At 65.5% G+C, this 23138-nt stretch carries 27 protein-coding genes, 3 tRNA genes and 3 pseudogenes; 12 read left to right on the top strand and 21 right to left on the bottom strand.

Annotation, left to right across the window (positions count from 1 at the left end; all coding sequences use genetic code 11):
• Nucleotides 1–6 precede the first annotated feature (6 nt).
• Together C463_RS06510 and C463_RS06505 are read left to right on the top strand one after the other, a co-directional pair.
• The gene (locus tag C463_RS06510) at nucleotides 7–843 is read left to right on the top strand and encodes an amino acid ABC transporter permease (RefSeq protein ID WP_049905646.1); all 837 of its coding nucleotides are present in this window, start codon (nucleotides 7–9) and stop codon (nucleotides 841–843) included.
• Nucleotides 840–1568: an amino acid ABC transporter ATP-binding protein gene (locus C463_RS06505; protein WP_008442191.1), complete on the top strand. Its 729-nt coding sequence runs from the start codon at nucleotides 840–842 to the stop codon at nucleotides 1566–1568. Before C463_RS06510 ends, C463_RS06505 begins: the two co-directional genes overlap by 4 nt.
• Before the next feature lie 12 nt (nucleotides 1569–1580).
• Here the strand turns inward: C463_RS06505 and C463_RS06500 are convergent, their stop codons facing one another.
• The gene (locus C463_RS06500; RefSeq protein WP_008442187.1) at nucleotides 1581–2651 is read right to left on the bottom strand and encodes a zinc-binding dehydrogenase; all 1071 of its coding nucleotides are present in this window, start codon (nucleotides 2649–2651) and stop codon (nucleotides 1581–1583) included.
• Between the two features lie 159 nt (nucleotides 2652–2810).
• Here C463_RS06500 and C463_RS06495 point away from each other — a divergent pair, with 159 nt between their 5' ends.
• Nucleotides 2811–3956 carry a sensor histidine kinase gene (locus C463_RS06495; RefSeq protein WP_008442186.1) on the top strand — a complete coding sequence of 382 codons (1146 nt, stop codon included), beginning with the start codon at nucleotides 2811–2813 and terminating at the stop codon, nucleotides 3954–3956.
• A 15-nt stretch (nucleotides 3957–3971) separates the two neighbouring features.
• On the opposite strand, the gene C463_RS06490 is transcribed toward C463_RS06495, so the two are convergent.
• From C463_RS06490 to C463_RS06480, 3 genes are read right to left on the bottom strand one after another with little or no spacing between them, the layout of a single operon-like run.
• Nucleotides 3972–5492 carry a replication factor C large subunit gene (locus tag C463_RS06490; RefSeq protein WP_008442185.1) on the bottom strand — a complete coding sequence of 507 codons (1521 nt, stop codon included), beginning with the start codon at nucleotides 5490–5492 and terminating at the stop codon, nucleotides 3972–3974.
• Between the two features lie 42 nt (nucleotides 5493–5534).
• On the bottom strand, nucleotides 5535–5909 hold the full coding sequence (locus tag C463_RS06485; RefSeq protein WP_008442184.1) for a type II toxin-antitoxin system VapC family toxin: 375 nt from the start codon (nucleotides 5907–5909) through the stop codon (nucleotides 5535–5537).
• The gene (locus tag C463_RS06480; protein WP_008442182.1) at nucleotides 5910–6140 is read right to left on the bottom strand and encodes an AbrB/MazE/SpoVT family DNA-binding domain-containing protein; all 231 of its coding nucleotides are present in this window, start codon (nucleotides 6138–6140) and stop codon (nucleotides 5910–5912) included.
• 484 nt (nucleotides 6141–6624) lie between these two features.
• Between C463_RS06480 and C463_RS06475 the strand changes: the two genes are divergently transcribed.
• On the top strand, nucleotides 6625–7050 hold the full coding sequence (locus C463_RS06475) for a type IV pilin (protein ID WP_049905644.1): 426 nt from the start codon (nucleotides 6625–6627) through the stop codon (nucleotides 7048–7050).
• 314 nt (nucleotides 7051–7364) lie between these two features.
• Here C463_RS06475 and C463_RS20115 read toward each other — a convergent pair.
• Both C463_RS20115 and C463_RS06465 read right to left on the bottom strand, forming a co-directional pair.
• Nucleotides 7365–8013: pseudogene (locus C463_RS20115) on the bottom strand (Eco57I restriction-modification methylase domain-containing protein); the annotation flags it as partial.
• Nucleotides 8014–8167: 154 nt separating this feature from the next.
• A complete protein-coding gene (locus C463_RS06465) occupies nucleotides 8168–8965 on the bottom strand; it encodes a CPBP family intramembrane glutamic endopeptidase (protein WP_158294464.1) in 798 nt (265 codons plus the stop codon).
• A 539-nt stretch (nucleotides 8966–9504) separates the two neighbouring features.
• Here C463_RS06465 and C463_RS06460 point away from each other — a divergent pair.
• Both C463_RS06460 and C463_RS06455 read left to right on the top strand, forming a co-directional pair.
• The gene (locus C463_RS06460) at nucleotides 9505–9708 is read left to right on the top strand and encodes a type II toxin-antitoxin system HicB family antitoxin (RefSeq protein ID WP_008442178.1); all 204 of its coding nucleotides are present in this window, start codon (nucleotides 9505–9507) and stop codon (nucleotides 9706–9708) included.
• A complete protein-coding gene (locus tag C463_RS06455) occupies nucleotides 9705–9956 on the top strand; it encodes a type II toxin-antitoxin system HicA family toxin (RefSeq protein ID WP_008442177.1) in 252 nt (83 codons plus the stop codon). The genes C463_RS06460 and C463_RS06455 overlap by 4 nt, the downstream gene beginning before the upstream one ends.
• 271 nt (nucleotides 9957–10227) lie before the next feature.
• Here C463_RS06455 and C463_RS19590 read toward each other — a convergent pair.
• The 15 genes and pseudogenes from C463_RS19590 to C463_RS06385 form a co-directional block, all read right to left on the bottom strand.
• Nucleotides 10228–10479: pseudogene (locus C463_RS19590) on the bottom strand (AAA family ATPase); the annotation flags it as partial.
• Nucleotides 10480–11045: 566 nt separating this feature from the next.
• On the bottom strand, nucleotides 11046–12116 hold the full coding sequence (locus C463_RS18980; RefSeq protein WP_049905641.1) for an ATP-binding protein: 1071 nt from the start codon (nucleotides 12114–12116) through the stop codon (nucleotides 11046–11048).
• A gap of 687 nt (nucleotides 12117–12803) precedes the next feature.
• Nucleotides 12804–13112, bottom strand: a pseudogene (locus C463_RS20280) (DUF7845 domain-containing protein); the annotation flags it as partial.
• Between the two features lie 30 nt (nucleotides 13113–13142).
• On the bottom strand, nucleotides 13143–13433 hold the full coding sequence (locus tag C463_RS19585; protein WP_008442175.1) for a hypothetical protein: 291 nt from the start codon (nucleotides 13431–13433) through the stop codon (nucleotides 13143–13145).
• On the bottom strand, nucleotides 13430–13804 hold the full coding sequence (locus C463_RS06430; protein ID WP_008442173.1) for a hypothetical protein: 375 nt from the start codon (nucleotides 13802–13804) through the stop codon (nucleotides 13430–13432). Before C463_RS06430 ends, C463_RS19585 begins: the two co-directional genes overlap by 4 nt.
• Nucleotides 13804–14277, bottom strand: a complete 474-nt coding sequence (locus tag C463_RS06425; RefSeq protein ID WP_008442171.1) for a hypothetical protein — start codon at nucleotides 14275–14277, stop codon at nucleotides 13804–13806. Before C463_RS06425 ends, C463_RS06430 begins: the two co-directional genes overlap by 1 nt.
• Nucleotides 14274–14414 (bottom strand): hypothetical protein, encoded by a 141-nt coding sequence (locus C463_RS18975; RefSeq protein ID WP_160163098.1) that lies wholly within the window; start codon nucleotides 14412–14414, stop codon nucleotides 14274–14276. Before C463_RS18975 ends, C463_RS06425 begins: the two co-directional genes overlap by 4 nt.
• The gene (locus tag C463_RS06420; RefSeq protein WP_008442169.1) at nucleotides 14411–14965 is read right to left on the bottom strand and encodes a hypothetical protein; all 555 of its coding nucleotides are present in this window, start codon (nucleotides 14963–14965) and stop codon (nucleotides 14411–14413) included. The genes C463_RS18975 and C463_RS06420 overlap by 4 nt, the downstream gene beginning before the upstream one ends.
• Complete coding sequence (locus C463_RS06415) at nucleotides 14962–15486, bottom strand: hypothetical protein (protein ID WP_008442167.1); 525 nt, start codon at nucleotides 15484–15486, stop codon at nucleotides 14962–14964. The genes C463_RS06420 and C463_RS06415 overlap by 4 nt, the downstream gene beginning before the upstream one ends.
• A 332-nt stretch (nucleotides 15487–15818) precedes the next feature.
• Nucleotides 15819–15889, bottom strand: a tRNA-Pro gene (locus tag C463_RS06410).
• A 46-nt stretch (nucleotides 15890–15935) separates the two neighbouring features.
• Entirely contained in the window at nucleotides 15936–17165 is a 1230-nt protein-coding gene (locus C463_RS06405) for a succinylglutamate desuccinylase/aspartoacylase family protein (RefSeq protein ID WP_008442165.1), read from the bottom strand.
• A 23-nt stretch (nucleotides 17166–17188) separates the two neighbouring features.
• Nucleotides 17189–18205, bottom strand: a complete 1017-nt coding sequence (locus tag C463_RS06400; protein WP_008442163.1) for an RNA-guided pseudouridylation complex pseudouridine synthase subunit Cbf5 — start codon at nucleotides 18203–18205, stop codon at nucleotides 17189–17191.
• Between the two features lie 21 nt (nucleotides 18206–18226).
• On the bottom strand, nucleotides 18227–18805 hold the full coding sequence (cmk, locus tag C463_RS06395) for a (d)CMP kinase (RefSeq protein ID WP_008442161.1): 579 nt from the start codon (nucleotides 18803–18805) through the stop codon (nucleotides 18227–18229).
• Between the two features lie 91 nt (nucleotides 18806–18896).
• The gene (locus C463_RS06390; protein ID WP_008442160.1) at nucleotides 18897–19295 is read right to left on the bottom strand and encodes a hypothetical protein; all 399 of its coding nucleotides are present in this window, start codon (nucleotides 19293–19295) and stop codon (nucleotides 18897–18899) included.
• A complete protein-coding gene (locus C463_RS06385; protein ID WP_008442159.1) occupies nucleotides 19285–20325 on the bottom strand; it encodes a zinc-binding dehydrogenase in 1041 nt (346 codons plus the stop codon). The genes C463_RS06390 and C463_RS06385 overlap by 11 nt, the downstream gene beginning before the upstream one ends.
• Nucleotides 20326–20554: 229 nt before the next feature.
• Here C463_RS06385 and C463_RS06380 point away from each other — a divergent pair.
• The 6 genes from C463_RS06380 to C463_RS06355 all read left to right on the top strand — a co-directional run bounded on the left by C463_RS06380 (nucleotide 20555) and on the right by C463_RS06355 (nucleotide 23129).
• Nucleotides 20555–20640: transfer RNA gene (locus C463_RS06380), tRNA-Ser, on the top strand.
• Between the two features lie 56 nt (nucleotides 20641–20696).
• Entirely contained in the window at nucleotides 20697–21218 is a 522-nt protein-coding gene (locus C463_RS06375) for a 30S ribosomal protein S13 (RefSeq protein WP_008442156.1), read from the top strand.
• Nucleotides 21215–21742, top strand: coding sequence for a 30S ribosomal protein S4 (locus tag C463_RS06370; RefSeq protein ID WP_008442154.1), 528 nt, complete (start codon nucleotides 21215–21217; stop codon nucleotides 21740–21742). The genes C463_RS06375 and C463_RS06370 overlap by 4 nt, the downstream gene beginning before the upstream one ends.
• A 6-nt stretch (nucleotides 21743–21748) precedes the next feature.
• Nucleotides 21749–22141 (top strand): 30S ribosomal protein S11, encoded by a 393-nt coding sequence (locus C463_RS06365; protein WP_004595254.1) that lies wholly within the window; start codon nucleotides 21749–21751, stop codon nucleotides 22139–22141.
• Between the two features lies 1 nt (nucleotide 22142).
• A complete protein-coding gene (locus tag C463_RS06360) occupies nucleotides 22143–22895 on the top strand; it encodes a DNA-directed RNA polymerase subunit D (protein WP_008442152.1) in 753 nt (250 codons plus the stop codon).
• Nucleotides 22896–23044: 149 nt separating this feature from the next.
• A tRNA-Leu gene (locus C463_RS06355) sits at nucleotides 23045–23129 on the top strand.
• Nucleotides 23130–23138 lie beyond the last annotated feature (9 nt).

The raw sequence follows: 23138 nt of genomic DNA, 5'->3' as shown, positions 1-23138 counted from the left end.
GTACTGATGCGCGACCGGCTGGTGAAGCGGGTCGGCGAGGTGGCCGCCGGCGGGTTCGTGCTGGCCATCGGGGGGCTGTTGGCCTGGATCCTCTCGACGCAGGTCGACTACGACCTGCTCGCCTCGCCGCTCATCGCGCGGCGGTTCGCGGAGGCGTTCTTCCTCGTCATCCAGATCGTCGTGATCTCGAGTCTCCTCTCCGTGTCGCTCGGCGTCCTCGTGGGGCTCGGCCGGATCTCGACGTCGAACGTCACCGGACGGATCGCGAAGGGGTACGTCGAGTTCTTCCGCGGCACGCCCCTGCTGTTCCAGCTGTTCGTCATCTACTTCGGCGTGCCCCGGCTCTGGGCCACCGGCGAGTTCCCCTTCACGGACTGGGCGATCCCGGCCGCGATCATCGGGCTCACGCTGAATCACGGGGCGTACGTCGGCGAGGCGATCCGCGGCGGGATCGACGCCGTCCCGAACGGCCAGATGGAGGCGGCCCGGTCGCTCGGGATGTCCCGCGTGATGGCGCTGCGGCAGGTCGTCCTCCCGCAGGCGTGGCGCAACGCGCTCGCGGCCATCGGCAACGACCAGATCATCCTCGTGAAAGACACCTCGCTGCTGACCGTCATCGCCGTTCCGGAGATTATGAGCGTGTTCCGAAACATCAACAGCAACCAACTGGACCCGTGGACCCCGCTCGTGTGGGTGTGCGTGCTCTACCTCGCGATCACGATGTCGATGAGCCAACTCGTCAACGGACTGGAACGCCGGTCGGACTGGGGGTCCGACAGCCGGATGTTCGGTCGGCTGTCGGGGCTCGGCTCCGGCGACGACGACGGGGGTGAGGAGACGTGACCGGTCCGCTCGTCGAGTTCGACGGCGTCGACAAGTCGTTCGGCGACACACAGGTGCTGTACGACGTCGACGTCGACGTCGACGAGGGCGAGGTCGTCGTCGTCATCGGACCGTCCGGGTCCGGGAAGTCGACGCTGCTCCGGTGTGCGAACCGGTTGGAGGAGATCCAGGGCGGCGACATCCGGCTCGACGGCCGGTCGGTGATCGAGACGGACGTCAACGAGATCCGACAGCAGATCGGGATGGTGTTCCAGTCGTTCAACCTCTTCCCGCACAAGACCGCGCTGGAGAACGTCGCGCTCGCCCCGGAGAAGGTGAAAGGCGAGCCGGAGGCCGAGGCGAAGCGAGCCGCATCCGACCTCCTCGACCGGGTCGGGCTCGCCGACCAGGCCGAGTCGTACCCGGGTGCGCTCTCGGGCGGCCAGCAGCAGCGCGTCGCCATCGCCCGCGCGCTCGCGATGGAGCCGCGGGTGATGCTGTTCGACGAGGTGACGAGCGCCCTGGACCCTGAGCTCGTCGGCGAGGTCCTCGACGTGATCGAGGGACTCGCGGCCGACGGGATGACGATGGTCCTCGTCACCCACGAGATGGGGTTCGCCCGCGAGGTCGGCGACCGGATCGTCCTGATGGCCGACGGCCGGGTCGTCGAGCGGACCGAGACGCGGTCCTTCTTCGACGAGCCGTCGACGGAGCGCGGCCAGCAGTTCCTCTCGCGACTCTTGTAGGTTGGGCCGCGCTCAGAACTCGGTCACGACCTCGACCCCCCGCGCGTCGTACTCGTCCATCGCGGCGAGCCGATCTGACACTTCCGACAGCGACAGTTCCCGAGAGACGAGTTCGCCGGGGTCGATCCCCGTCGCCTCGATCAGCGCGAACAGGTCCGGGTAGCTCGTCGGCGGCATCCCGCGCGAGCCGAGGAACGAGATCTCCCATCGGGTCATCCAGTCCGTCGGCAGCGACACCTCGCCGCGCTCGGCGTCCGTGGTGAGTCCGACCTGAACGTGCGTGCCGCGGGGTCGCAGCGACCGAACGGAGTTGCGGCAGGTCTCCGCGATCCCGAGGGCGTCGAGCGAGACGTCGGCGCCGCCGTCGGTGAGATCGCGGATCCGTTCGGGGACGGAACGCTCCGCCGGCAGCGACGCCGGGTTCACGGTGTCGGCCGCGCCGAACTCGCTCGCGAGCGCGAGTGCGTCGTCGTCGACGTCGACAGCGACGACGCGCGCGCCAAGCGCGGCGGCGATCTGGACCGCGGAGAGCCCGACGCCGCCGCAGCCGTGGACGGCGACGGCGTCGCCTCCGCCGACGGTCGTCCGCTCGGCGAGGGCGTGATACGCGGTCATGTACCGACAGCCGAGCGCCGCGGCCGCGGTCGGGTCGAGCCACTCAGGGCGCTCGACGAGGTTGTAGTCGGCCGCCGGGACCGCGACGCGCTCCGCGAACGCGCCCGGGGCGGCGGCCTCGAATCCCAGCGCGCGCCCGTCTTCGCAGACGTTCCCGGCCCCGCGGCGGCAGTGCGGACAGGTGCCGTCGCCGAGCGAGAAGGGGACGACCACGCGGTCGCCCTGGCCGAACCGGTCGACCTCGTCGCCGACGGCGGCGACCTCGCCGGCCGGCTCGTGGCCGAGGACCTGGCCGCGCGGGACGCGGTCGTCCGCCCACTCGCCGTGGCCGGCCCACGCGTGCCAGTCGCTGCGGCAGACGCCACAGGCGTCGACGCGGACGACGGCACCGTCGGAGGCCGGCCCGGGGGCTGGGAGTTCGCGGACCGCGAGCGGCTCGCCGTGCTCTCGGAGGATCGCTGCGCGCATACGCCGATCCATCGGCGGCCGCGACAAAGGTCTCTCGGCAGCCCCGTCCGCGCGATCGATTCTTTTCACGCTTTTTCGATTTTATCTCAGCGTTTGACAAGTGATAGCCGAGTAAGGTTTATTCCGGCCGAGTGACCTCGTTGATACGTGTCGCGAGCGATGGAACGACGCCCCGGGATCGCCTATCGCCGTCCCGAGGGAGACCCCGCTCGGTTCGTGATCGAGGCGGCCGGCGAGCCGCGGCTCGACGCGCCGGAGCGGCCGGACGGCGAGTGGCTCGACTGCGTCGCCGCCGAGGACCGCGACCGGCTCCGAGAGGCGCTCGACGCGGACCCCGTCGACGTCGTGTACCGGGTGGCTTCCGACGGGGAGCCGCAGTGGGTCCACGAGCGCGGGCGGACGACCGACGGCGGCGACGTGGTGGGGTACCTCTTCTTCGCGGACGAACGGGTGGAACGCCAGAAGCGACTGGAACAGCAGCGGGAGCGGCTCGAAGAGTTCGCGAGCGTCGTGAGCCACGACCTCCGGAGCCCGCTCTCCGTCGCGGTCGGGAACGTCGAACTGGCCGACGAACTCGACGGCGACGCGTTGAGCCAGCGGCTGGAGCGCGCCCTCGACGCGCTCGACCGCATGGACGACCTCATCAGCGACCTCCTGACGCTGGCCCGCGAGGGGAAGACGGTCAAGGCCGCCGAGCCGACCGACCTGCGATCGGTTGTCGAGCGTGCGTGGAGGACGGTCGGCGAGCCCGCCGACGCCGCGCTCGTCGTCGACGGGCCGCTCCCGACGGTCCAGTGCGACGGTGACAGGCTCCGACAGGCGTTCGAGAACCTCTTCCGGAACGCGATCGAACACGGCACGCCGGAGGGTGGCGGTCCGCCCCTCACCGAGCCCGGAGGCGATGAGTCGGAGCCGAGAGACCCCGTCGCGTCCGAGACGTTCTCGCCGCGTGCCGGTTCGGGCGCCGACGACGCCCCGACGAGTCCCGCGGACGCCGCGGTCCGCGTCTCCGTCGGCGGGACGGACGACGGGTTCTACGTCGCCGACGACGGGCCGGGTATCGACCCCGACCAGCGGGGCGCCGTCTTTGAACCGGGACACACGACGGCGCCGGACGGAACCGGGTTCGGGCTGGCGATCGTCGATCGGATCGCGGCGGCTCACGGATGGGACGTCTCGGTGACGGAGAGCCGCGAGGGCGGCGCGCGGTTCGAGTTCTGCTGCGTGGAGTCGATCGAGGCCGCGGAGGCGGGCGGGAGCGACTCGGACCCGACCTCGCCCTGTCTCAGCGGCGGGGAGCCGTGACCGGCCGCCTCCGGATTACATGAAGTCGGTCAGGCCGGCCTGATCGTCGTCGTCGTCCTCGGTCGAAAGATCGTCGTCCGACGCCGAGTCGCTTCGGTCGGTCCCGTCCGGGGTCGTTTCGGAGTCGTCGGGGTCCGCGTCGTCACGGTCGCCGTCGCGCGCCGCGCCGTTGGGCGCGTCGGCGTCGCCCTCGTCGTCACCGCGGTCCGGTCCGTCGAACGCGAAGGCGCCGTCGGCGTGTTCCTCGATCAGCTCGTCGCGCCGGGCCTGCGCGTCCTCGACGATCGACGCGACCTTGTTCGTCGACTCGCCCGAGCCGGTGACGAAGGCGACGCCCTCTTCGTCGAGGTCGTAGGCCGCCGCCATCGCGACGGTCAGCTCGCGGGGCTTACAGTGGTGGGTGACCGCCTGGAGGAACGGCAACACCTCGCGGCGGGCGGTCGCGACGCTACAGCCGCTCGCGGCCGCGATCTTCCCGACGACCTCGTCTGCGGTCGCGTCCGACGATGACCAGAACTGCGGGCGGCCGTACCGGGTCCAGCCGCCCTTCTCGCCGTCGCGGGCGGCAGCGACGCCCGCCGCGGCGTTGTCTGTCGCGTAACGCCAGTAGGAGTAGTTCTGCGTGGCGCGCACCCGGCCGAGCCACACGTCCGCGTTCGCGAGGAAGTCGTACGCGCGGACCGCCTCCGCCGGCTCGTACACGTCGAGGACGTTGTTCTCGAGCCATCGCATCAGGTCGTCCGGCGTCTCGTCGACGGCGTACGCCGACTGGAGCGCCTCCTCGGCGGACTCCTCTTTCAACACGGCGTCGAGGAACGGGAACAGCCCCAGCGCCTTGTCGCGGTCGCCGGTGACCACGTCCCCGACCGTGATCGAGTCGCGGCCCTGCGTCGCGGCCTGAAGGTCGTTGATGGCGCCGCGGAGGTCGCCGCGGTTCCCCTCCGCGATCCGCTGGAGCGCGTCGGACTCGAACTCGATCCCCTCCTTGCGGCAGACATCCCGGAGGACCGGGACGATGGAGCGCGCGGAGACGTCGCGGAACTCGATCTCTTGGGTCGCGTTCCGGAGCCCCCGCGACATGTCGTAGTAGTCGTTGGCGATGAGCACGATGGGCTGGCCCGACTCCTTCACCAGCTCCGTGATCGCCGAGGCACCGCCGCGGTCGTAGTTGCCGTGGATGTTGTCGGCCTCGTCCAAGATGACGAGCTGGCGCGAGGCGGTGTCGCCGCCGGCCGCGCCGCCGCCCGCCGCGCTCCCGCCGAGGGTGGCGTTGCGCGCGGCCCGCCCCGCGAAGCGCTCGATGACGTCGGCGGTACGCTGGTCGGAGGCGTTGAGTTCGACGGTCTCCCACCCCATGTCGTTGGCGAGCGCGTGCGCCGCGCTCGTCTTCCCGACGCCGGGGCTGCCGTGGAGGACGACCGCCTCGCGGTGGTCGTCCCACGAGCGGGCCCACTCCGCGAACGCGTCCCGGGCCTTGTCGTTGCCGCGCACCTCCGAGAGCGTGCTCGGGCGGTACTTCTCCGTCCAGTCGGCCATTACCGGAGCAAGGAGCGAGCCGCGTTTAGTGGTTGCGGAGCGTCACTCCTCGGTCGGCTCCGTCGGGTCGAGTCGCGGCGCGAAACCCTCGTATGCCTTATCGCTGGAGACGATCCGGTCGCCGTCGGACTCGACGAGGTGGAGCGCGTCGAACGGCGTGAACCCGTGTTCCTCGACGTACGTCGCCGCCGCGACGACCGTGTCGACGTCGCCGCGGACCTCCACGAGATTCGCGGCGTTCGTCACGACCCGCTCCGTGTCTCGGTCCTCGCGATAGGCGACCAGCAGCAGTTCGATGAGCGTGAACTGCGACGTCCACAGCTCGTCCCGACGGTCGCGGTACACCGTCTCGGCCGCGTCGCCCAGCCAGTCTTCGTCTTTGATCACCGCGAGGAGGAAGTCGGTCTCCGCGTACATTCAGCGTCCCGCCTCGTCGAACGCCGCTTCGCGCGCCTCCTCCCGGAGCTCATCGGCCGTCTTCTCGGCCGCCGCGAACTCGTCTCGAAGGGCGTCGAGCGGGTCGTCCGCGACCGGGATCAGCTTGATCCCGTCGTGGACCTCGACGATGCGATAGCGATCGCCGTACCGCTCTCGCAGCTCCTTCGGGACCGTCATCCGACCGCGGTCATCGAGCGTCGCCTCGGACATACGCGAACGTTGTGTGGGTGAGAATAAAAGTATACCCACTCTTCACGTCAGTGCCCACGCTCGAGGTCTCTGGGTTCGTTCACCCGTCACGTCGTGCGTGACTCACTCGTTGATCACGAGAGAGGTGTTCGCGCGCGGCGTCCGTACGAGGTCGACCCCCCGAACGGGTACCGAATCGACCGGATGAGGCGGAGAGCGACCCGGATTTACCCGCTGCGGAGCGGTGCCCGAGATGCTCGCCTGTCGGCCGATGGTGCCCGGAGTACCCGGATTTCGCAGAATTCGAAAAAACGCAGATTCGTACCGCTGAACGCGGCGAACTCCACTCAATTTTCGTCTCTGATATTCGCGGCACTAAGTACATAAGTCCGGTTCCCATTTCTTTAGTTAGCCAGCAACCGATCGGAACGAACCGGCGAGCCACACGACACTGGCACGCGAGGCTCTCAGGCACCGTTTCTCGGTGAACCGCTGGGTTCAAACTATGAAACCAAACACTCAATGCAACTCGGACGACCGTGCGGTGAGCCCCGTTATTGGGGTCATCCTGATGGTCGCGATCACAGTCATCCTAGCGGCCGTCATCGGGACGTTCGTCCTCGGCCTCGGCGATCAGCTGGGCGACACCGCGCCGCAGGCGACGTTCACGATTGACGACAACAGCTCGAAAACGATCAACATCACCAAAACGGGCGGTCAGTCGCTTGAAGCGAGTGATCTCGTGCTTTCTGTTGATGGGGAGAGAGTTAACAGCTCCATTCCGGAGGACACTTGGGAAACAGGTGAACGGAAAGAGATCGGTAACGGAGACAGTAGTCTCAGCGATTGGGACAGTGGTGAGCAGGTCGTTCGAATAATCCACGACCCGAGCGGAAACGCGATCTTCGAGCGGACGTGGGACTTCAGCTGATCGGGTGGCGTCCCTCGTTTTTCGGCTTCGATTTTTGTCGTATTGCGATGACTGGCAGGACCCAGAGGGTAGTTCGGCGTACTCAGCAGAGTTAGTAGCTAGCTACCGCTGAAATTCGACTTACCATGTGTTGGGAAATTTCTCGCAGCAAAGGAGGGACCGAATTTCCTGATAACCCTTTCCCGCTCATCAGGCGCTCCAGCTTCTTTTCGAACTTCACCGCGGTTTCGGCGTCGAGTGTCGCCGGTCCCACCGATTCTGCCGGAATCCGCCGTATTTTCACGTGCGACCCGCCAGAGTCCGACCATGACCGCGAACGCTCCGGGACGGAAGAAGACGGAGAAATACTTGAACGCCTCTAGGTTCCCACTCTCCAGAATCTCCGGAATGTCGACCTCGTAGTAGGTCTGTGTTTCGTAGTCCTTCGTCCCGTAGAGTCGCCACTTCTTCCCGCCAGTGAGGATTCCCCAGTTGAGATTGCCTGGTGTCCATTCGAGGTAGAACTTGATCTGGTGAGAGGCGTCGCGATACGACCGCTGTTCGGAGAAGAACTTCTCAAAGTCGGCTTCCCACTGTTTACTTCGAGGATCGACAGCGACCGCGAGAAGTGGCTTTCCGTGTCGCTGCCGACCGATTGCTCAGCGCTATCCCGGCGCATGTCCTCGCTCTCGAAGAGCAGTCGGTCGACGTATCCGCCGCCGTCCGGGAGCGTCACCTCGGAACTGGTGCCGTACCCGAGGATGTCGAGAATCTCGGCGATCCACGTGTCGATCAGTTCGTCTTCCTTGTAGGAGGGAGAAGCGTGCCCTCTCGATTCCAGAGGTCACGAATCTGTTCGAAGGCTTCCTCCGCCTCGGCGTCGCAGTCCCACGCGTCGAGATCGGCAACGCGCTCGTCGAGATAGTAACCAGAGAAGAGGCTGGAGTTCCGATAGGGACCGCTTCCAAGCGTCGCTTGGCTCATGTAATACCAAACCCACACGTCAGCGCGATTAAATAGATGACGGAGACACTCACAGATCCCGATCTGTTGTGGTTCTTGAGACTTCTTACATTTTGGCTGGGTGTGGTCAGTACAATTAGTATACTAACTGAACCGCAACCGGTCAAACAGGTCGTTAGTCAGCAATCCCCTCCTGCTCCGGTACACTATCTCCGAGTTGACCGGGAACCGCAGGAAGAGTTCCATCCTGTGTCAACGTCTGTGACCCGGCATACAGCGCAATGATCAACGCACAGAGCAGATAGAGTACGGTGTCCCCGGACAGGATGTCAAACACGGCAGGCACGTCTCCAGCAGCGTCTCCGATACGGGGCATATTATGCGAAGCATGGGCAATCATCACGGCTGGTAACGCTCCCCCCGTGTTGTTGTACAGCCAGCCGAGAATGACTGACATCGCTATGATATTCAGCATATACTCCCAAAATACGGTAAAACCGCCGGTTCCAGTGAGTATCATTGGGACGTGCCAAAGGCCCCAGACGACGCCAATTACTACACTCGCGCGAAGCGCACTAAATCGCTGCTGGAGACGAGGCTGTAGGAAGCCACGCCAGCCCAGCTCTTCCAATGCACCAGCCAGAAAGAGCGTAACGGCGAAAGTCAAGAGGTACTGTCCAGCCGGAGCATAGGGAACCGCGACGTCGGCACCGGAAAGTGCCGCAACTATCGTCTCGGCCTCAGTACCGAGCATCATGATGGCGATACCGATGAGATACCAGTGAATGCCAGCTCGCAGGTTGCGAAGTTGTCCAAGCCAATCTCGAACGCTTTCACCAAGTAACCAGACCGTCACCCCCGCAGCAATCATCGGAGCCCATGCATAGAGAATCGGCCCCCCTGGTGACGGAATATCGGATCCAAACATCCCGTAGAGGCCCGCAAAGACGAGTCCCGAATAGAGTGCAAGCACAGCTATGAATGTTCCAATTGGCCGGTGAGATGCCTTTCGTCTGAGGCTACCAACGCCATTCATCTTCTCTCACCATTTTTAAATTTCGTACTCCAATATACACTGTCGGACGCCCAAACGACTGGAAGCGACCATTTCTGAACTGGCAGTTGGTGTGGGCCGTTCATAGGCAAGTGAAATTGTTGGTGAGAAATAAATACCGAGTGGATGTTTCAACTTTTCAAACACAATATACAACAAACCTGATGGGAGTCGGCTACAGCGCATACACAGTGAGCAGGCAGATTCTATCGGCTAGTTCAGGACCTATCTGGAGAAAATAACACAGTCCCAGTGCTGACTACATCCTCTGTATCTCGATTTCTCCAAGCAGGGCACTCGGAAGCGACTCTACGCACTCGCTGACGAGGGACTGCTCGACTTCAAGAAAGTAGGGAGAAACCCGGCATGGTGGCTGACGGATGACGGACGTGAGCATCTCTCTGACGAGAACCAGTAGCGACAGAACGCTTATTCCGAGGTCACTACTACTACCAGCCATGAGTACTGGCCGAGAGATCCGCCTGATCGAGGAGGAAGAAGGCGGCTGGTCGGCGATCGACCAAGAACTGAACGTCGCCAGCCAAGGCGAGACGCGCGAAGAGGCCCTCTCGAACCTCGACGAGGCGATCGAACTGACGAAAGAGGCCCGCGAGGCGGACACGGATGCGCCCGAGCCGGACGCCCCGTGGTTCGAGGGATGAGCGGCCCGCCGCGAAACTTCTCCGGTCGAGAGATCGTCAACGTTCTCACCTCCTTCAGCTACCGCAAAGACCGTCAGCGCGGAAGCCACGCTATTCTGAAGTACACGAACCCCGACACCGGTGAGGTTCGAACCGTCACCGTCCCGCTCCACGATCGAGTGAAGATCGGGACGCTCCAGTCGATCGCCGACCAGTGCGGCGCGGAGGACTTCGACGCGTGGTGCCGCTGGATCGACGACCATCGCTGACGCGCTCACACGCGGCCCCCTTCCATCCGGTCGACGACCACCTCGCCGACACGCTTGACCCAACTCGGGATCACGTCGTCGGGGACGCCGTCGCCGTCGTTGAACGCGCGACCGATCTCTAGCGAGCCGTCGGCGATACGCGTGTCGAGCTCCCAGTTCAGTTCGTTCGCCGCCTCGATCTCGATGCGGAGCGTCGAGTTCGCGTCGACGCTGACGACGACGCTCGCGCTGTAGGGACCGGTGCCGGTCTGGATGCCTTCGGCGACGAGGTCGACGTCGACGCGGAGCGTGGGACTGCGGCGCCAACGAGGTCGCGGGAGAGCCGTTCGAGAACGACATTGCGGGTATAGTCCCGCCAGCAGTTCACATACGCGTGCGGCACGTCGAGGACCTCGCGCCGGAGCTCGCGCACGGCGGCTCTCGCAACAGTCGTCTTCCCGGCGCCGGAGGGACCGAATAGAAAGAAGTTCTCGGCGCGCTGGCCCTTCTGAATATGTGAGACGGCGTCGGTCACCTCGTTCATGTGGCTGTTCCAACCGACAATCGGAGCTGGAAGGTGGTCGTCTTCGAAGACTGCTCCGTCGCTAATCACATCACCGAGGACTCTCGGCGAGGTATATAAAATGAACCCGAGGTGTTCCGGATGGTTCCGGATGGTATAGAACAACAGTTTTGAGATAGAGAAGGCCTGCTAACGGGATAGATACTCTTTCTGTGAGATAGTATCTGACGCTGAAAGTCTCGATGAACGATCAGGCTGAGATTTCACCGGCTGCAATCATATCTGTTGTTGTCACAACTGTATCAGCTGGTATAGTTGGCATGATTGGTCTCGCAGTCATATCACCATTCGCAGCACGCTGTGACGAGCCTAGACCATTTGTTCAGGAGTGTATGGGAATCACTCTATCTGTAGGGTCTAGTATCGATGCCTTGGTCGGACCACTGGGTTTGATCATCCTTGTCATTTCCTTGTTCATCGCGCTTTGCCTCCGGCTCGTCGTTGCGATCACCAACTACGAGCAGGGAAACGATCCGGGGTGCGAGAAACTATGAGACGGATTCTATGACACGCTCAATAGGGCTTGTTTAATCGCATAGTCGAACAGTAACGGTACTACCGGTCGGATTGTTCTGATCGAACTCAAGTTCACCGCCCAATTGAGTGACAGCCCAGCTCACAAACCAGAGTCCGATTCCGCGACCATGTTTGAGTTGGGTCTCCCGTCCATCGGCCACGACTTCCTGCTCCAAATCCGGGATGCCGGGACCGTTGTCAGCGACGATGAGTTCGGTGTCCCCATCCGGATTCTCTCGAACGGTAATGGTGACACAGGGTGTGTCGGTGTCGGCGTGCTTCAGTGCATTTTCGACCAGCTCACGGAGGATCCGTCGAACAACAGGCTGGTGGGATACGATCTGGATATCGGCTGCCTCCACCGTAATGTCTCCACTCGGGTCGCCAGATCGAAACTCGTCAGCAACAGCCATTGCAAGANGGGATACGATCTGGATATCGGCTGCCTCCACCGTAATGTCTCCACTCGGGTCGCCAGATCGAAACTCGTCAGCAACAGCCATTGCAAGAGCCGTAAGATCGAATTCCTCCGGGGAGGTCATAACAGTGCTCATCACCTCCTCAGCCTCACGGGCCTTTGCGCTTAGTCGAAGTGTTCCCTGGAGTGTGCTCTTGATAGTTGATCGAATTTCGTCGTTTGAGATGCGGTCCGAATTGGCTAACACGACGTCAAGATCATTGCGGACGTTGTGTCTGAGAATTCGATTGAGAACCTCGATCCGCTGGCGTCGCATTTCACGGTCAGTCACATCGATGAGGGTGATGGTAAGGCCCAGTCGCTGACCACCACCGCCAGTTATCCTCGACACACGGGGGTCAAACGTCTGAGTCCCGGTTGTGGTCGAATATTCGAGTGTATCACACGCACGCACCGATGAGACTGATTGCTCAAGAACGCTTTCGAAGGATTCACCAACGATATCCGTGCCAAAGAGGGCCGTTGCCGCCGCATTCGCGTTGACAATGTTCTCTTCGGTATTGATTATCAAGACCGCCTCGTCCATCTCGGTCACCACCGAGCGAAGGCCCAGACGACTTGTCCCCGGCCTGCGAGTAAGCACATCGTATCGGGTGACAGCCATCCACAGTGATCCGGTAGCAACCGCCAATACAGTGGCGTTAACTATCGTTCGCGTGGTAGGATCAGCACCAGGTCCCTGTGATGCCATCATTAGCACAACGGGTGGAAGTACCACTGCCAGACTCTGTCCCATGGGGAGTTCGGCGTCTCGATACGTGGAGAGTAACACCATCCCGACGATTGCGAATGTCGCGCCAAACAGGCCTACTATTCCGATACCCAACAGGATGGTCAATAGCGTCGATCCCGGAAGCATTTCTGTTACATCCAATATGAGTACAGTGACGAACAGATAGAGTACAATGCTAATAACACCGATTCGGCGATTCGTCAGGAGGTGATCTCGTCCAGTGTACCTGAGGCAAAATACAGCCCATGGAACCAATACTGCCGCCAAGATTACCAGAGTCAACAGTGTGTAGGCGTCTGGCGGTATGATGCTGTCATACGTCGGAAGGGAGACAACAAGCAACCCGAACAGTACCGTTGTGATAATAAACGGGACAGCTAAATCAGCATGTTGCTCGCGCAGTTGGGGCCACCGGACTACTCGTAGCCACACAGGGAGCGCACATGCTACCAGCCCAACCAGAACGGTTAGACCAGTCGCAAATGTGCTGGGAGAGCTCTGGAGGGTCACTATTAGCGCGAATATCAACGCTTCGTATTAATTCGGATGATATCACGTTTAGATTCCAGCAAACGGCCTCCAGTACGGGAGATCCTCCGGCATCGAGCCGATGCGGTCGCCGTCGGCGTCTCGCGCGTCCGGGACCGAGGGACGAAGCTGGAAGGTCGCCTTCCGCTCGCCGAGGCCGTCCTGTACGCGGACGGCGATCTGGTACTCGTAGAACGTCTCGTAGGGCCGCGACGGCGCCGCGATGCCGCCGGACCAGTACCGCGTTTTGTCGGGATCGATCTCCCAGAGCTCGCCGTCGAAGACGAAGTCGCCGACATCCTCCGCGATCGAGGGCTCGAACTGCGAGACGACGGCGTCGTACGGGGCAAGCGAGCCGGGATGACCCTGCTAGGTTGCGTCGGGCTGTGAGAACAGCAGGTGCGCGCCGAACGCGTGGACACGCGGCTCGACGTACGGGATCGGGCCGTCGGCGTCGAAGCTCCGGTACTCGGTCGCCTCCGGACTGCTGGGATGGACGTCTCCGGTGCCTTCGGTGGCAGCGTCACGAAGCTCACGCGCCTCCTCGGAGTCGACACCGGCGTCGATCGAGTCGTCGGTGTCGGAGGTCACCGGCTCCGCGCCCTCGAGGAGCTCGTCGAGGTCTCCCTGGGCGCCGGGTTCGAGGTAGTCGTCGCTCACAGGTCGACCTCCTTCCGCGGGACGACGACCGGCTCCTTCTGGCCGGCAGTAAAGACAGCCACGACAGGAACCCACGGCTCGGTGACGTCGAGCGGCGGCTCTCCCGTGTCGCGCTCACTCGAATCGAACACATCGATAGAGGCGTGTTCCGGCGCGATCGCGAGGACGTACCGACCGTCGCGATAGCCGCGAACCGGGACCGTCTCCGAGCGGATGCGGTCGATGTGAACGCCGGCGATCCGACGCCGCGGGATCCGGGCCGTGCCGAGCGAGTCGCCAATAATCTCCTCAGTGACGGGGTTAGCCGGGACCCGCTCGTCTCCGACGTGTCGCACGATCGGGCGCCGAAGGACAGTCTGATCGAGCCGCATCACTCGACCTCCGCGGCGTCGAAGACGTTTGTCCAGGTGAGCTGGGCCTTCCGTCCGCGACCGTCAAGTTCCTCACGCCAGCTGGCGTTCGCATCGACGAGCCCGCCGACACTCCGAGCGGGCACGATCTTCATCGCGAGGGGATCTTTCGACGGACGCGGCACGCAGACGACGAAGAGATAGACGCCGCTCCGCTCGACGAGCGCCTCGTGCTGCCCCTCGCGGAGCTTGAAGCGCCCGCGACGCTGGCGGGCGGTATGGACGACCATCGTGCTCCTGATCTCGACGGGTAGCCCGGCCTCGACGACACAGAGTCCGGCCATCGGGAGGTCGTCCGAGGGCCAGAGCGCGGTCTCCGCGACCGCGTCCCAGTGCTGCTCGCCGGAGGCGGGTTCGAGAGCGTCGATGCGGTCGAGGACGTGATGTCCGGCGTTGTGCCCGGCGCGCTTCGCGGCAGCGAGGGCGTCGCTCATCGGTCGAGCCTCGCGGGCATGCGGAGCCGGCCCGCACTGTCCCAGGGCTTCACGCTGACACCACCGCCACCGTAGGCGCACACCGTCGCCCCGAGCAGGTGTTCGCGAGCGAAATGCGTACAGTCTCGGTCAGTCATCGAGCGGACTCACCTCCGTGAAGCGCGGCCTTCGCCTCGGGATCCCACTCGTACACGCCCTCGTGGTCGCGGTACCACGCGACGACGGAGCCGGCCTTCCCACGCGCGACTTCGATCGACCCGTCGACGTCGAGCCTCCGGTCGACGGTCACGAACCGGACGGGGTCGCCGGGCCCAACATCAGCGCTCTCGAAGAGCGCGAGGCCGTCGTCGCCGAGGGCGACACGTCGCATCCGGTCGTCGTCGACGGCGATCTCCTCGGGAACCTCGTCGAGCGAGATGAACCGCTGACCGCGGACGGCGAAGGTGTCGGGGTTGGGGGCGTCGAGCGCGCGCATCTGGTCCCAGATCTCGGTGTGCTGGTGACGGAAGCGGCAGAGGTGCCACTCGCAGAGCGCTTCGTCGCCGCCGAAGTTCGGCCACGCGACGCGGTAGACGGCGTCGCGGTCGCAGTGACCGGAGCCACAGTCGACATCATCGACGGGACCGATGTCGGGCTCCAAGGGCGCCCCGCCGCTGATCTCCCATGGACCGCGGTCGCTGCGGCTCATCGGTTACTCACCCCGATTTTTCGCTGGAGGACGCCACTGGTGATCGACATCAGCAGAAGAGTCAGAAGTGAGATAGCGGCGATGACGAGGGCGGTCTCAAGTACCCCCGGCGGCTCGATGGTCTCACCATTGATCGTCATCCCGCCAACGAGGCGGCCCATGACGTGGTTCGTAATGACGGTCATGAGCCCGATGGGGACTAGGATCGACACCGCTCGAATCGCGCGATGTGCCCACAGCTTGCTTCGTTCTTTCTGACGTTCGGTATCGGTACGCGGCTCAGTGGATCTGTCCCACTCTCTCGGGAGCCGCTTCATCACATCGGCCTCAACGGTGACCTCCAGCTCGTCGTTCCCGTTGTCGTTGGTGACGACCTGAGTGTAGACGAGCTCGCGACGAGTTACGGTACGGTCGCTTCCGTACGTGTGATCATCGTCCTCCAGCTGCCAGAGCGGTATCCTACTGGTTTCGGAAACCGTCGCTTCGTCGCCCAGATCCGCGTTGTCGAGCGGATCGTTCATCGCTGGCCTCCGTCAGCGCGTGCGGCCTCGACCCGGCGGCCGCGGTTCCGATTCGGCTGGTCGGCCGGGTCGACGAGATCGACGTCGACGCCGGCGGCGCTGCCCTTCGAGACGCGACGGAAGCAGTCGCAGCCGAGACAGCGGTGTGCGCGGTCGTCTTGGTCACCGACAACAGACTAAAATTTTTCTGATACGTGACGGCCCCAGTTGAGGCACAGACCGCCACCCTCGGAACCGCCTCGAAGGCGGTTCATAGCACGCCCCCCGAACGCTGTTTTGAAGCGTTAGACGGTGTTGAGACTGTCGATAATGGTAATAGATCAGAATTTTTATGGGACCGCTGAGAGTCGAACTCAGGTCATACGGACCCCATCCGCATAGGATACCACTACCCCACGGTCCCTGACTACACGCTGAAGAACGACGGTCCGGTAATTAAGGACTTCGCTTCACTCCTCGTCGGCGTCCCGCGGGACCTCGAGGTCGCCGTTGTCCCGCACCGCGAGGCTGCCGATCGGGTCGCCCTCGTAGACGGCCAACCCCTCGCACCGACCGAGGACGTAGCCGTCGCTGTCGGCGTGAACCGTCGCGTGCGCTTCGCCCGCGGCGTCGACGACGTCGGCGAGAACGTCGCCCTCGGCGAACCCGTCGCCGGCCGCGACACGGTGCCGGACGAGGCCGGAATCGTCGGTCGTCGGCCCGCGGAAGCGCCGCACGGGGAACTCGACTGGCGCGGGGTCGACGCCGACCCCGGGCGCGCCGACCGACTCGGGCACGTCTCCGGGGGCCAGCAGCCCGAATTCGACGGCGACGCCGAAGACGCCCGCGACGCCCGCGTCGAGCAGAGTGTCGTCGACGACGCTGTGGGCGCCCAGCTCCGCCGTGAACGCCGGGATACCGGCCTCGTTGAGTACGGCGCCCGCGGTCGACCGCTGGAGGTTCTCTTCGACGTACTCGGCCGCGGGGTACTCCCGGACGACCGGGAGGCCGAACGCGTCGATCAGCCGGCCGAGCTCCTCGGAGAGCGCGGCCGCCTCGGACTCGCTCCGGCGGTCGCCGTGGAGGACGCGGTCGCGGATGGCGAAGGGCTCGCTGCCGACGCCGGCGGTGTGGCAGTCGATCAGCGCGTCCGCGGCCGCGTTCCTCCCGACGGTCTCGGCGGCGAACTCGCTCGAATCGTCCGCGGACTCGCTCGCGTCGTCCGAGACTCCATCCGCGTCGGCCGGTACCTCGCCCGTGATCGCGGCGTACAGTCGGGCGTCGATCCGCTCTTGGAGCTTCGGCGGGCGCGCCGACTCCGCGTCGGCGTCCGGGAAGTGGCGGTTCGGGTCCTCGTCGGCGTAGTACGTCTCCCGCGCGTTCCGACGCAGTCCGGCGGGAGAGACGACGGGCACCGCGACGACCGCGCCCGCGAGGTCGGCGAGGCAGTCGCCGAGGGCCGCGAGCGCGTCCTGAACGACCGCGACGCCCGTCGCCTCGTCTCCGTGGACGCCGCCCGTGAGCCACAGCGTTGGTCCGTCGTCGGCACCGTTCGCGACCGCGACCGGAAGCCGCTCCGCGCCGCCAGTCGGAAGTTCCCCGACCCGGAGCCGACCGCGGTCGAGCGTTCCCGGCGCCGCGCTCGCGCTCCCGAGTTTGATTCGGCCGCCCTTCGCCACGTCCGCCTCCGATTCGTCCATGTTCGGATCTGCGGGGAGCTGAATTATAAAAGAACGCGCTCCAAGTCGACGACGACCCCGCTGTCGGCGTCCGGATCGCCGACGACCCGTCCGAGACAGACCGCGGTGCCGTCCGGCGTGAAACACGCGACGAGCGGCGGCCCGTCGTCGGGTCCGCCGTTTGGCCCTCCGTCGCCGTCGCCATCGCCGTCGCGCTCGGTCGGGAGCGCCGCGTCGTCGACGTCGATCACGCCGGGCGCGTAGACGGGCGCGCCGGTCGCGACGTTGCGCGCGGCCGACCGCGCGACCGTCACCGCGGGAAGATGCGTCAGCGCGTCCTCGGCTGGGCGGACCACATCGCGGAGGAGCGCGTCGTCGCCGTCCTCGGCCCACGCGAGCGCGTCCACCAAGTCCTGAAGCATGCGGAGGTCTCGGTCGTCGAACGGGTCGGTGGCGGTCCGGCGGAGGTGCCCCATGTGCGCCCCGACGCCCGTCGCGAGCCCGATGTCGTGGCACAGTTTCCGCACGTACGTCCCAGACTCGCAGCGAATCCTGAGGAGCGCTCGGCGGTCCGCAACCTCCAGCACGTCGAGGTGGTGAATCGTCCGCGTGCGGAGTCGGCGGCTCACCGCGCTCTTCCGCGGCGGCTTCTGGTAGATCTCGCTCTCGAACGCCGCGACCACGTCCCGGAAGTCCGTCGGGGGGGAGCCGTGGAGCTCCAGCACCGCGACGTACTCCTTGGCGCCCTCCAAGAACACCTGCGCCATCCGCGTCGCGTCGCCGGTCAGCGTGGGGAGGCAGCCGGTGACCTTCGGATCGAGCGTGCCCGAGTGGGCGACGCCGCCGGTCGGCTGCCCCTCTGGGTCGAGCGCCGCGAGCGTCTCGTCTATCGCGTCGCGGACCCACGCCGACACCTGGTGCGAGGAGGGGCCGGCCGGCTTGTCCAGGTTGACGACGCCGAACCGTAGCAGCTCCGGTACCGACCGCTCACCGGGGGGTGCTCTGAGGGGGCTCTCGCCGTCGGGGGGCGCGTCGGTGTCGGCGTCGGAAGCGTCTGTCATGCGGGGCGGTGGGTGGTGGAGTCAGAAGTCGTACACGACGCCTTCGACGGGAGCCTTCCCCTCGTCGTCGTCCGGGACGTACGCCTCGACGGTCGCGACGAGGACGTCGAGGAACGGCTCGGGGCCCCAGCGGGCGGTGTTGTACGCGGCGTCGTAGATTGAGAGGTCCTCGATGTCGATGTTGTAGTACTCCTTGTATCGCTTGCGCTCGGAGTCCTCGCGGCGCTCCGTCTCCGTTCGCGCGCGGTCGACGTCCTTCGATTCGCGCTCCGCGATCCGCTCCGCGCGGACCGACAGCGGCGCGTCGAACCAGAACCGGAAGTCGGCGTGGTCGGCCGCGAGCCAGCCGGCGAGCCGCGATTCGAGGACGACGTCGTCGCGCTCGACCGCGATCTCGCGGAGGCGGCGATCGAGGTCGCGGTCGATCTGCGGGTCCTCCTCGGCGAACTCATTGAATTCGACGGGCGTCATGTCGCGTTCGGCCGCCATCTCACGGAAGATGTCGCCGCCGGAGACATGCCCGAGGCCGAGGGCGTCCGCCAGCTGGACGGCGTTGGTGCTCTTCCCGCTGCCGGGCGGGCCGGAGACGGTGATCAACATATCATCACTGCGCGGGTGTCGTTCAAAACGGTTGTCGTTCGCCGGCGTGCCGGCGGGATCTGACGGGGGCGCCGTCGGCCGCGCGGACCGCTCACTCCTCGCGGTCGGCGGTCGCGGCCGTCATCGACCAGACCGCGACGAGGCCGAGGAGGAGGGCTGGGACGAGCGGGAGCGCGAGGTACGTCGCGAAGAACGGGAGACCGAACCAGCCCGCGGCGTACGGGTAGACGTAGATGATCCCCGGGATGACGAGCGCGCAGACGAATATCGCCGCCGTCAGCGCCCATCCCCTGCGACCGAAGCCGTCGGCGGTGGGCTCGTCGGCGTCGACGGCCGGGTCCCGCGAGCCGTCGCCGCCGCTGTCGGTCGCGTCGGCACCGTCGTCGGTGCCGGGGACGTGGACGTAGCCGCCGTCGGTGGTGCCGTCGGCGGGCGCGTCCGCGTCGCGGGTGGACGCATCGTCGGCGGGCGCGTCGGTCTCAGAGCTCACTATCGGGTTTAACGACCACTTTGCCAAAGCCCTCACGGTTCTCGATCATCTCGTGTGCGCGCTCGGCCTCGCTCATCGGGAGGACCTCGCGAACGCGCGGTTCGAAGGTGCCGTCCCAGACGAGATCCAAGACCTCGTCGACCTCGCCCGGCGTCGCCATCGTCGAGCCGAGGACCGACAGCTGGTTCCAGAAGATGCGGTTGAGTCCGGCGCCCGGATTCGGGCCGGTGGTCGCGCCGCAGGTGACGAGCCGGCCGCCCTTCGCCATCGACTTCAGCGAGCTCGGGTAGGTGGCCTCACCGACGTGGTCGACGACGACGTCGACGCCGCGCTTGCCGGTGAGTTCGCCGATCTCCTCGGCGAAGTCGTTCGCCTCGTAATCGATGACGTGGTCGGCGCCACACTCCTCGGCGTGGGAGAGCTTCTCCTCGGTGGAGGCCGTCGCGAACACCTCACAGCCCGCGTGGTCGGCGATCTGGACCGCCGCGTGGCCGACGCCGCCAGAGGCGCCGAGGACCAGAACCTTTTCTCCCGCCTCGATGTCGGCGCGCGTCTGGAGCATGCGCCACGCCGTCTGGAAGACGAGCGACGCGGAGCCGGCGACCTCCCAGTCGACGCCGGACGGGACCGGGACGAGGTTCTCGGCGGGCACCGCGGCCTTCTCGGCGTGGACGCCGCGGACGTGTTCGCCGATGATGTGGAAGGAGACGCAGAGCGACTCCTCACCGTTGCGACAGAACTCGCAGTTCCCGCAGGAGACGCCCGCGCTCACGGCGACGTGGTCGCCCGGCTCGAACCGCGTGACGCCCTCGCCGACCGCCTCGACGACGCCCGCCGCGTCGCTCCCGGGGATGTGCGGCATCTCCAGGTCGATGCCGGGCATCCCGCGTCGGGTCCAGATGTCGAGGTGGTTCAACGCGCCGGCCTTGACGTCGACGAGCACCTCGCCGCGGTCGGGGTCGGGGTCGGGGAAGTCGCCGTACTCGATCACGTCGCGGTCGCCGTGGTCGGCGAACTGAACGGCTTGCATACGCGACCCCTTCCGCGGAACCCACTAAACAGTACGCCTCACGGAACCCTGTGGACCGCGCCGGCCGGGAACCGACACGGTCGCGTGACGGCGCCCGCGGCGACCGTGCGAGACCCCCACAGCGACCCGGCCGTTTCGTGATGTTTAAGTACCGAAAGCGGGAGCATACGAACGCACGAACTGTAGGGGCGTCGGGCCCCGAGTCCGAGAGGGCGATGATACAACGCGGGTTGCGGTAGCCAAGCCTGGCCCAAGGCGCAGGGTTGCTAACTCTGTGGCGTCACTGCCTCCGGGGTTCGAATCCCCGCCGCAACGCTCGAACGGACGAGTACCGCCGGATTCGCGCCGGTAGGGCTCACCACAACCAACACATGAGCACGGAAGAATCACAGGACGACTCGCCGGAGGAGGAGGAAGACCTCCAGTACTTCGTTCGGATCGGGGGCGCGGACCTCGACGGGACGAAGACGGTCGAGCGAAGCCTGTCCGAACTCGACGGCATCGGCACGCGCACGGCGCGGCTGGTCGCCGAGAAGGCCGACGTGGACAGAAACGCCACGTTCGGGCTCCTCGACGAGGATGACATCGACGCGGTGGTCGACATCGCCGAGAACCTCGAAGACCACGTCCCGTCGTGGATGACGAACCGACAGAACGACTTCTTCACCGGAGAGACGACGCACCTCGTCGGCACCGACGTCAACGAGAAGCGCCGTCACGACATCAACCGGATGAAGATCATCGAATCGTACAAGGGCGTGCGCCACAAGCGCGGGCAGAAGGTCCGCGGGCAGCGCACCAAGTCCACGGGTCGCTCGGAGGGGACCATCGGGGTCAACGTCGAGGAGATCCGCGAGGAGATGGCGGACGACGAGGGCGGTGACGACGAATGAGCACCGGAAAGAACACCAAGGGCTACGAGACGCCGAACCACCCGTACCAGGGCGAGCGCATCGCCGAGGAGTCCGACCTCCTCTCGCGGTACGGTCTGAAGAACAAAGAGGAGTTCTGGCGCGCCCAGTCCGAGCTGCGCAACATGCGTCGGGAGGCCCGACGCCTGCTCGGCGAGGCGCAGGGCGACGTCGAGGCCGCTCAGGACGCCGGCGCGGAGTTCGTCGCACGACTCCGCCGCATCGGCATCCTCGGCGACAACGACGACATCTCGACGGTCCTGTCGCTCGACGTGACCGACCTGCTGGAGCGTCGCCTCCAGACGGTCGTCTACCGACAGGGCTTCGCCTCCTCGACCCAGCAGGCCCGCCAGTTCATCGTCCACGGCCACATCACCGTCAACGGCGCCCGCGTCACGCGCCCGTCGGTGAAGGTGGACGTCGACGACGAAGGCGCCATCGCCTTCGACGAGACGAGCCCGCTCGCGGACGATCTCCACCCCGAGCGTGCGGAGTCACAGGAGTGAGCATCCATGAGTGAATCCGAAGACGGAGGAAAGTGGGGCATCGCCCACGTGTACGCGTCGTTCAACAACACGCTCATCACGGTCACCGACGAGACGGGCGCCGAGACGATCGCCAAGTCGTCCGGCGGCACCGTGGTGAAGCAGAACCGCGACGAGGCGTCGCCGTACGCCGCCATGCAGATGGCGGAGGTCGTCGCCGAGCGCGTCAAGGACGCCGGTCTAGAGGGCGTACACGTTCGCGTGCGCGGCCCCGGCGGCAACCTCAACAAGTCCACCGGCCCCGGTGCGCAGGCGACGATCCGCGCGCTCTCGCGTGCGGGCGTCGAGATCGGGCGCATCGAGGACGTCACGCCGATCCCGCACGACGGGACGAAGGCGCCGAAGAACAAGCGAGTCTGACATGACCGAAGACGAATTCGACGTCCAGTACGTCGAACGGGACGAACGCAGCGCGCGAGTGCTGATCCGCGGGCTTACGCCGGCGTTCGCCAACGGCATCCGCCGCGCGATGATCGCCGACGTCCCGACGTTCTCGATCGACACGGTCCAGTTCGTCGAGAACTCCTCGGTCATGTTCGACGAGATGATCGGCCTGCGGCTGGGGCTCGTGCCCCTGACGACGCCGCTCGACGACTTCGAACTCGGCGACGAGGTCACCCTCGCGCTCGACGTCGAAGGCCCGGCGACGGCGTACTCCGGCGACATCGAGAGCAGCGATCCGCTCGTCGAGGTCGCCGACGACAACGTCCCGATCATCGAGCTGAAGGAGGGACAGCGGTTGGAGTTCGAGGCCAACGCGGTCCTCGACACCGGCAAGGAGCACGCCAAACACCAGGGCGGCGTCTCCGTCGGCTACCGCCACCTCCAGCGCGTCTCGGTCGAAGGCGACCGCGGCGAGTTCGACGACGACGAGCCGAACATCCTCCGCGGCGTCATCGAGGCGCCCGAGGGGGACATCGAACTCACCGACGAGTTCGACAACGACCTCTCGGAACGGTTCCCCGGGAAGGAGGTCGCAGTCGAGGAAGTGCCGGGCGCGTTCGTCTTCCACATCGAGACGGACGGCTCGTTCGACGTCGAGGAACTGCTGCTCCGCGCCATCGACTCCATCGAGGAGCGCGCGGACGAACTACAGACGAAAGTCGCAGTATAAGGAAATGACGGCGCTTCAAACCAATACCCTGACCGTCGCCCCCGCAGACAGCCGCGGCGCCGCTCCGACCGTCGGAGCGTCCGCGGCCGACGCGGCGGGCGGCGGGACCGAAAGTGGTTTGAAGGGAGCCGGAATACGGTGGAGTGCACGCAGGGATAGCCAAGTCAGGCCAACGGCGCAGCGTTCAGGGCGCTGTCCTGTAGAGGTCCGCAGGTTCAAATCCTGCTCCCTGCACTCCGTTTT

The organism is Halorubrum californiense DSM 19288 (genome assembly GCF_000336875.1).
GTDB lineage: Archaea > Halobacteriota > Halobacteria > Halobacteriales > Haloferacaceae > Halorubrum > Halorubrum californiense.
The sequence above is the reverse complement of the archived record's forward strand: the minus strand, read 5'-3'. Positions and strand labels throughout refer to the sequence as shown.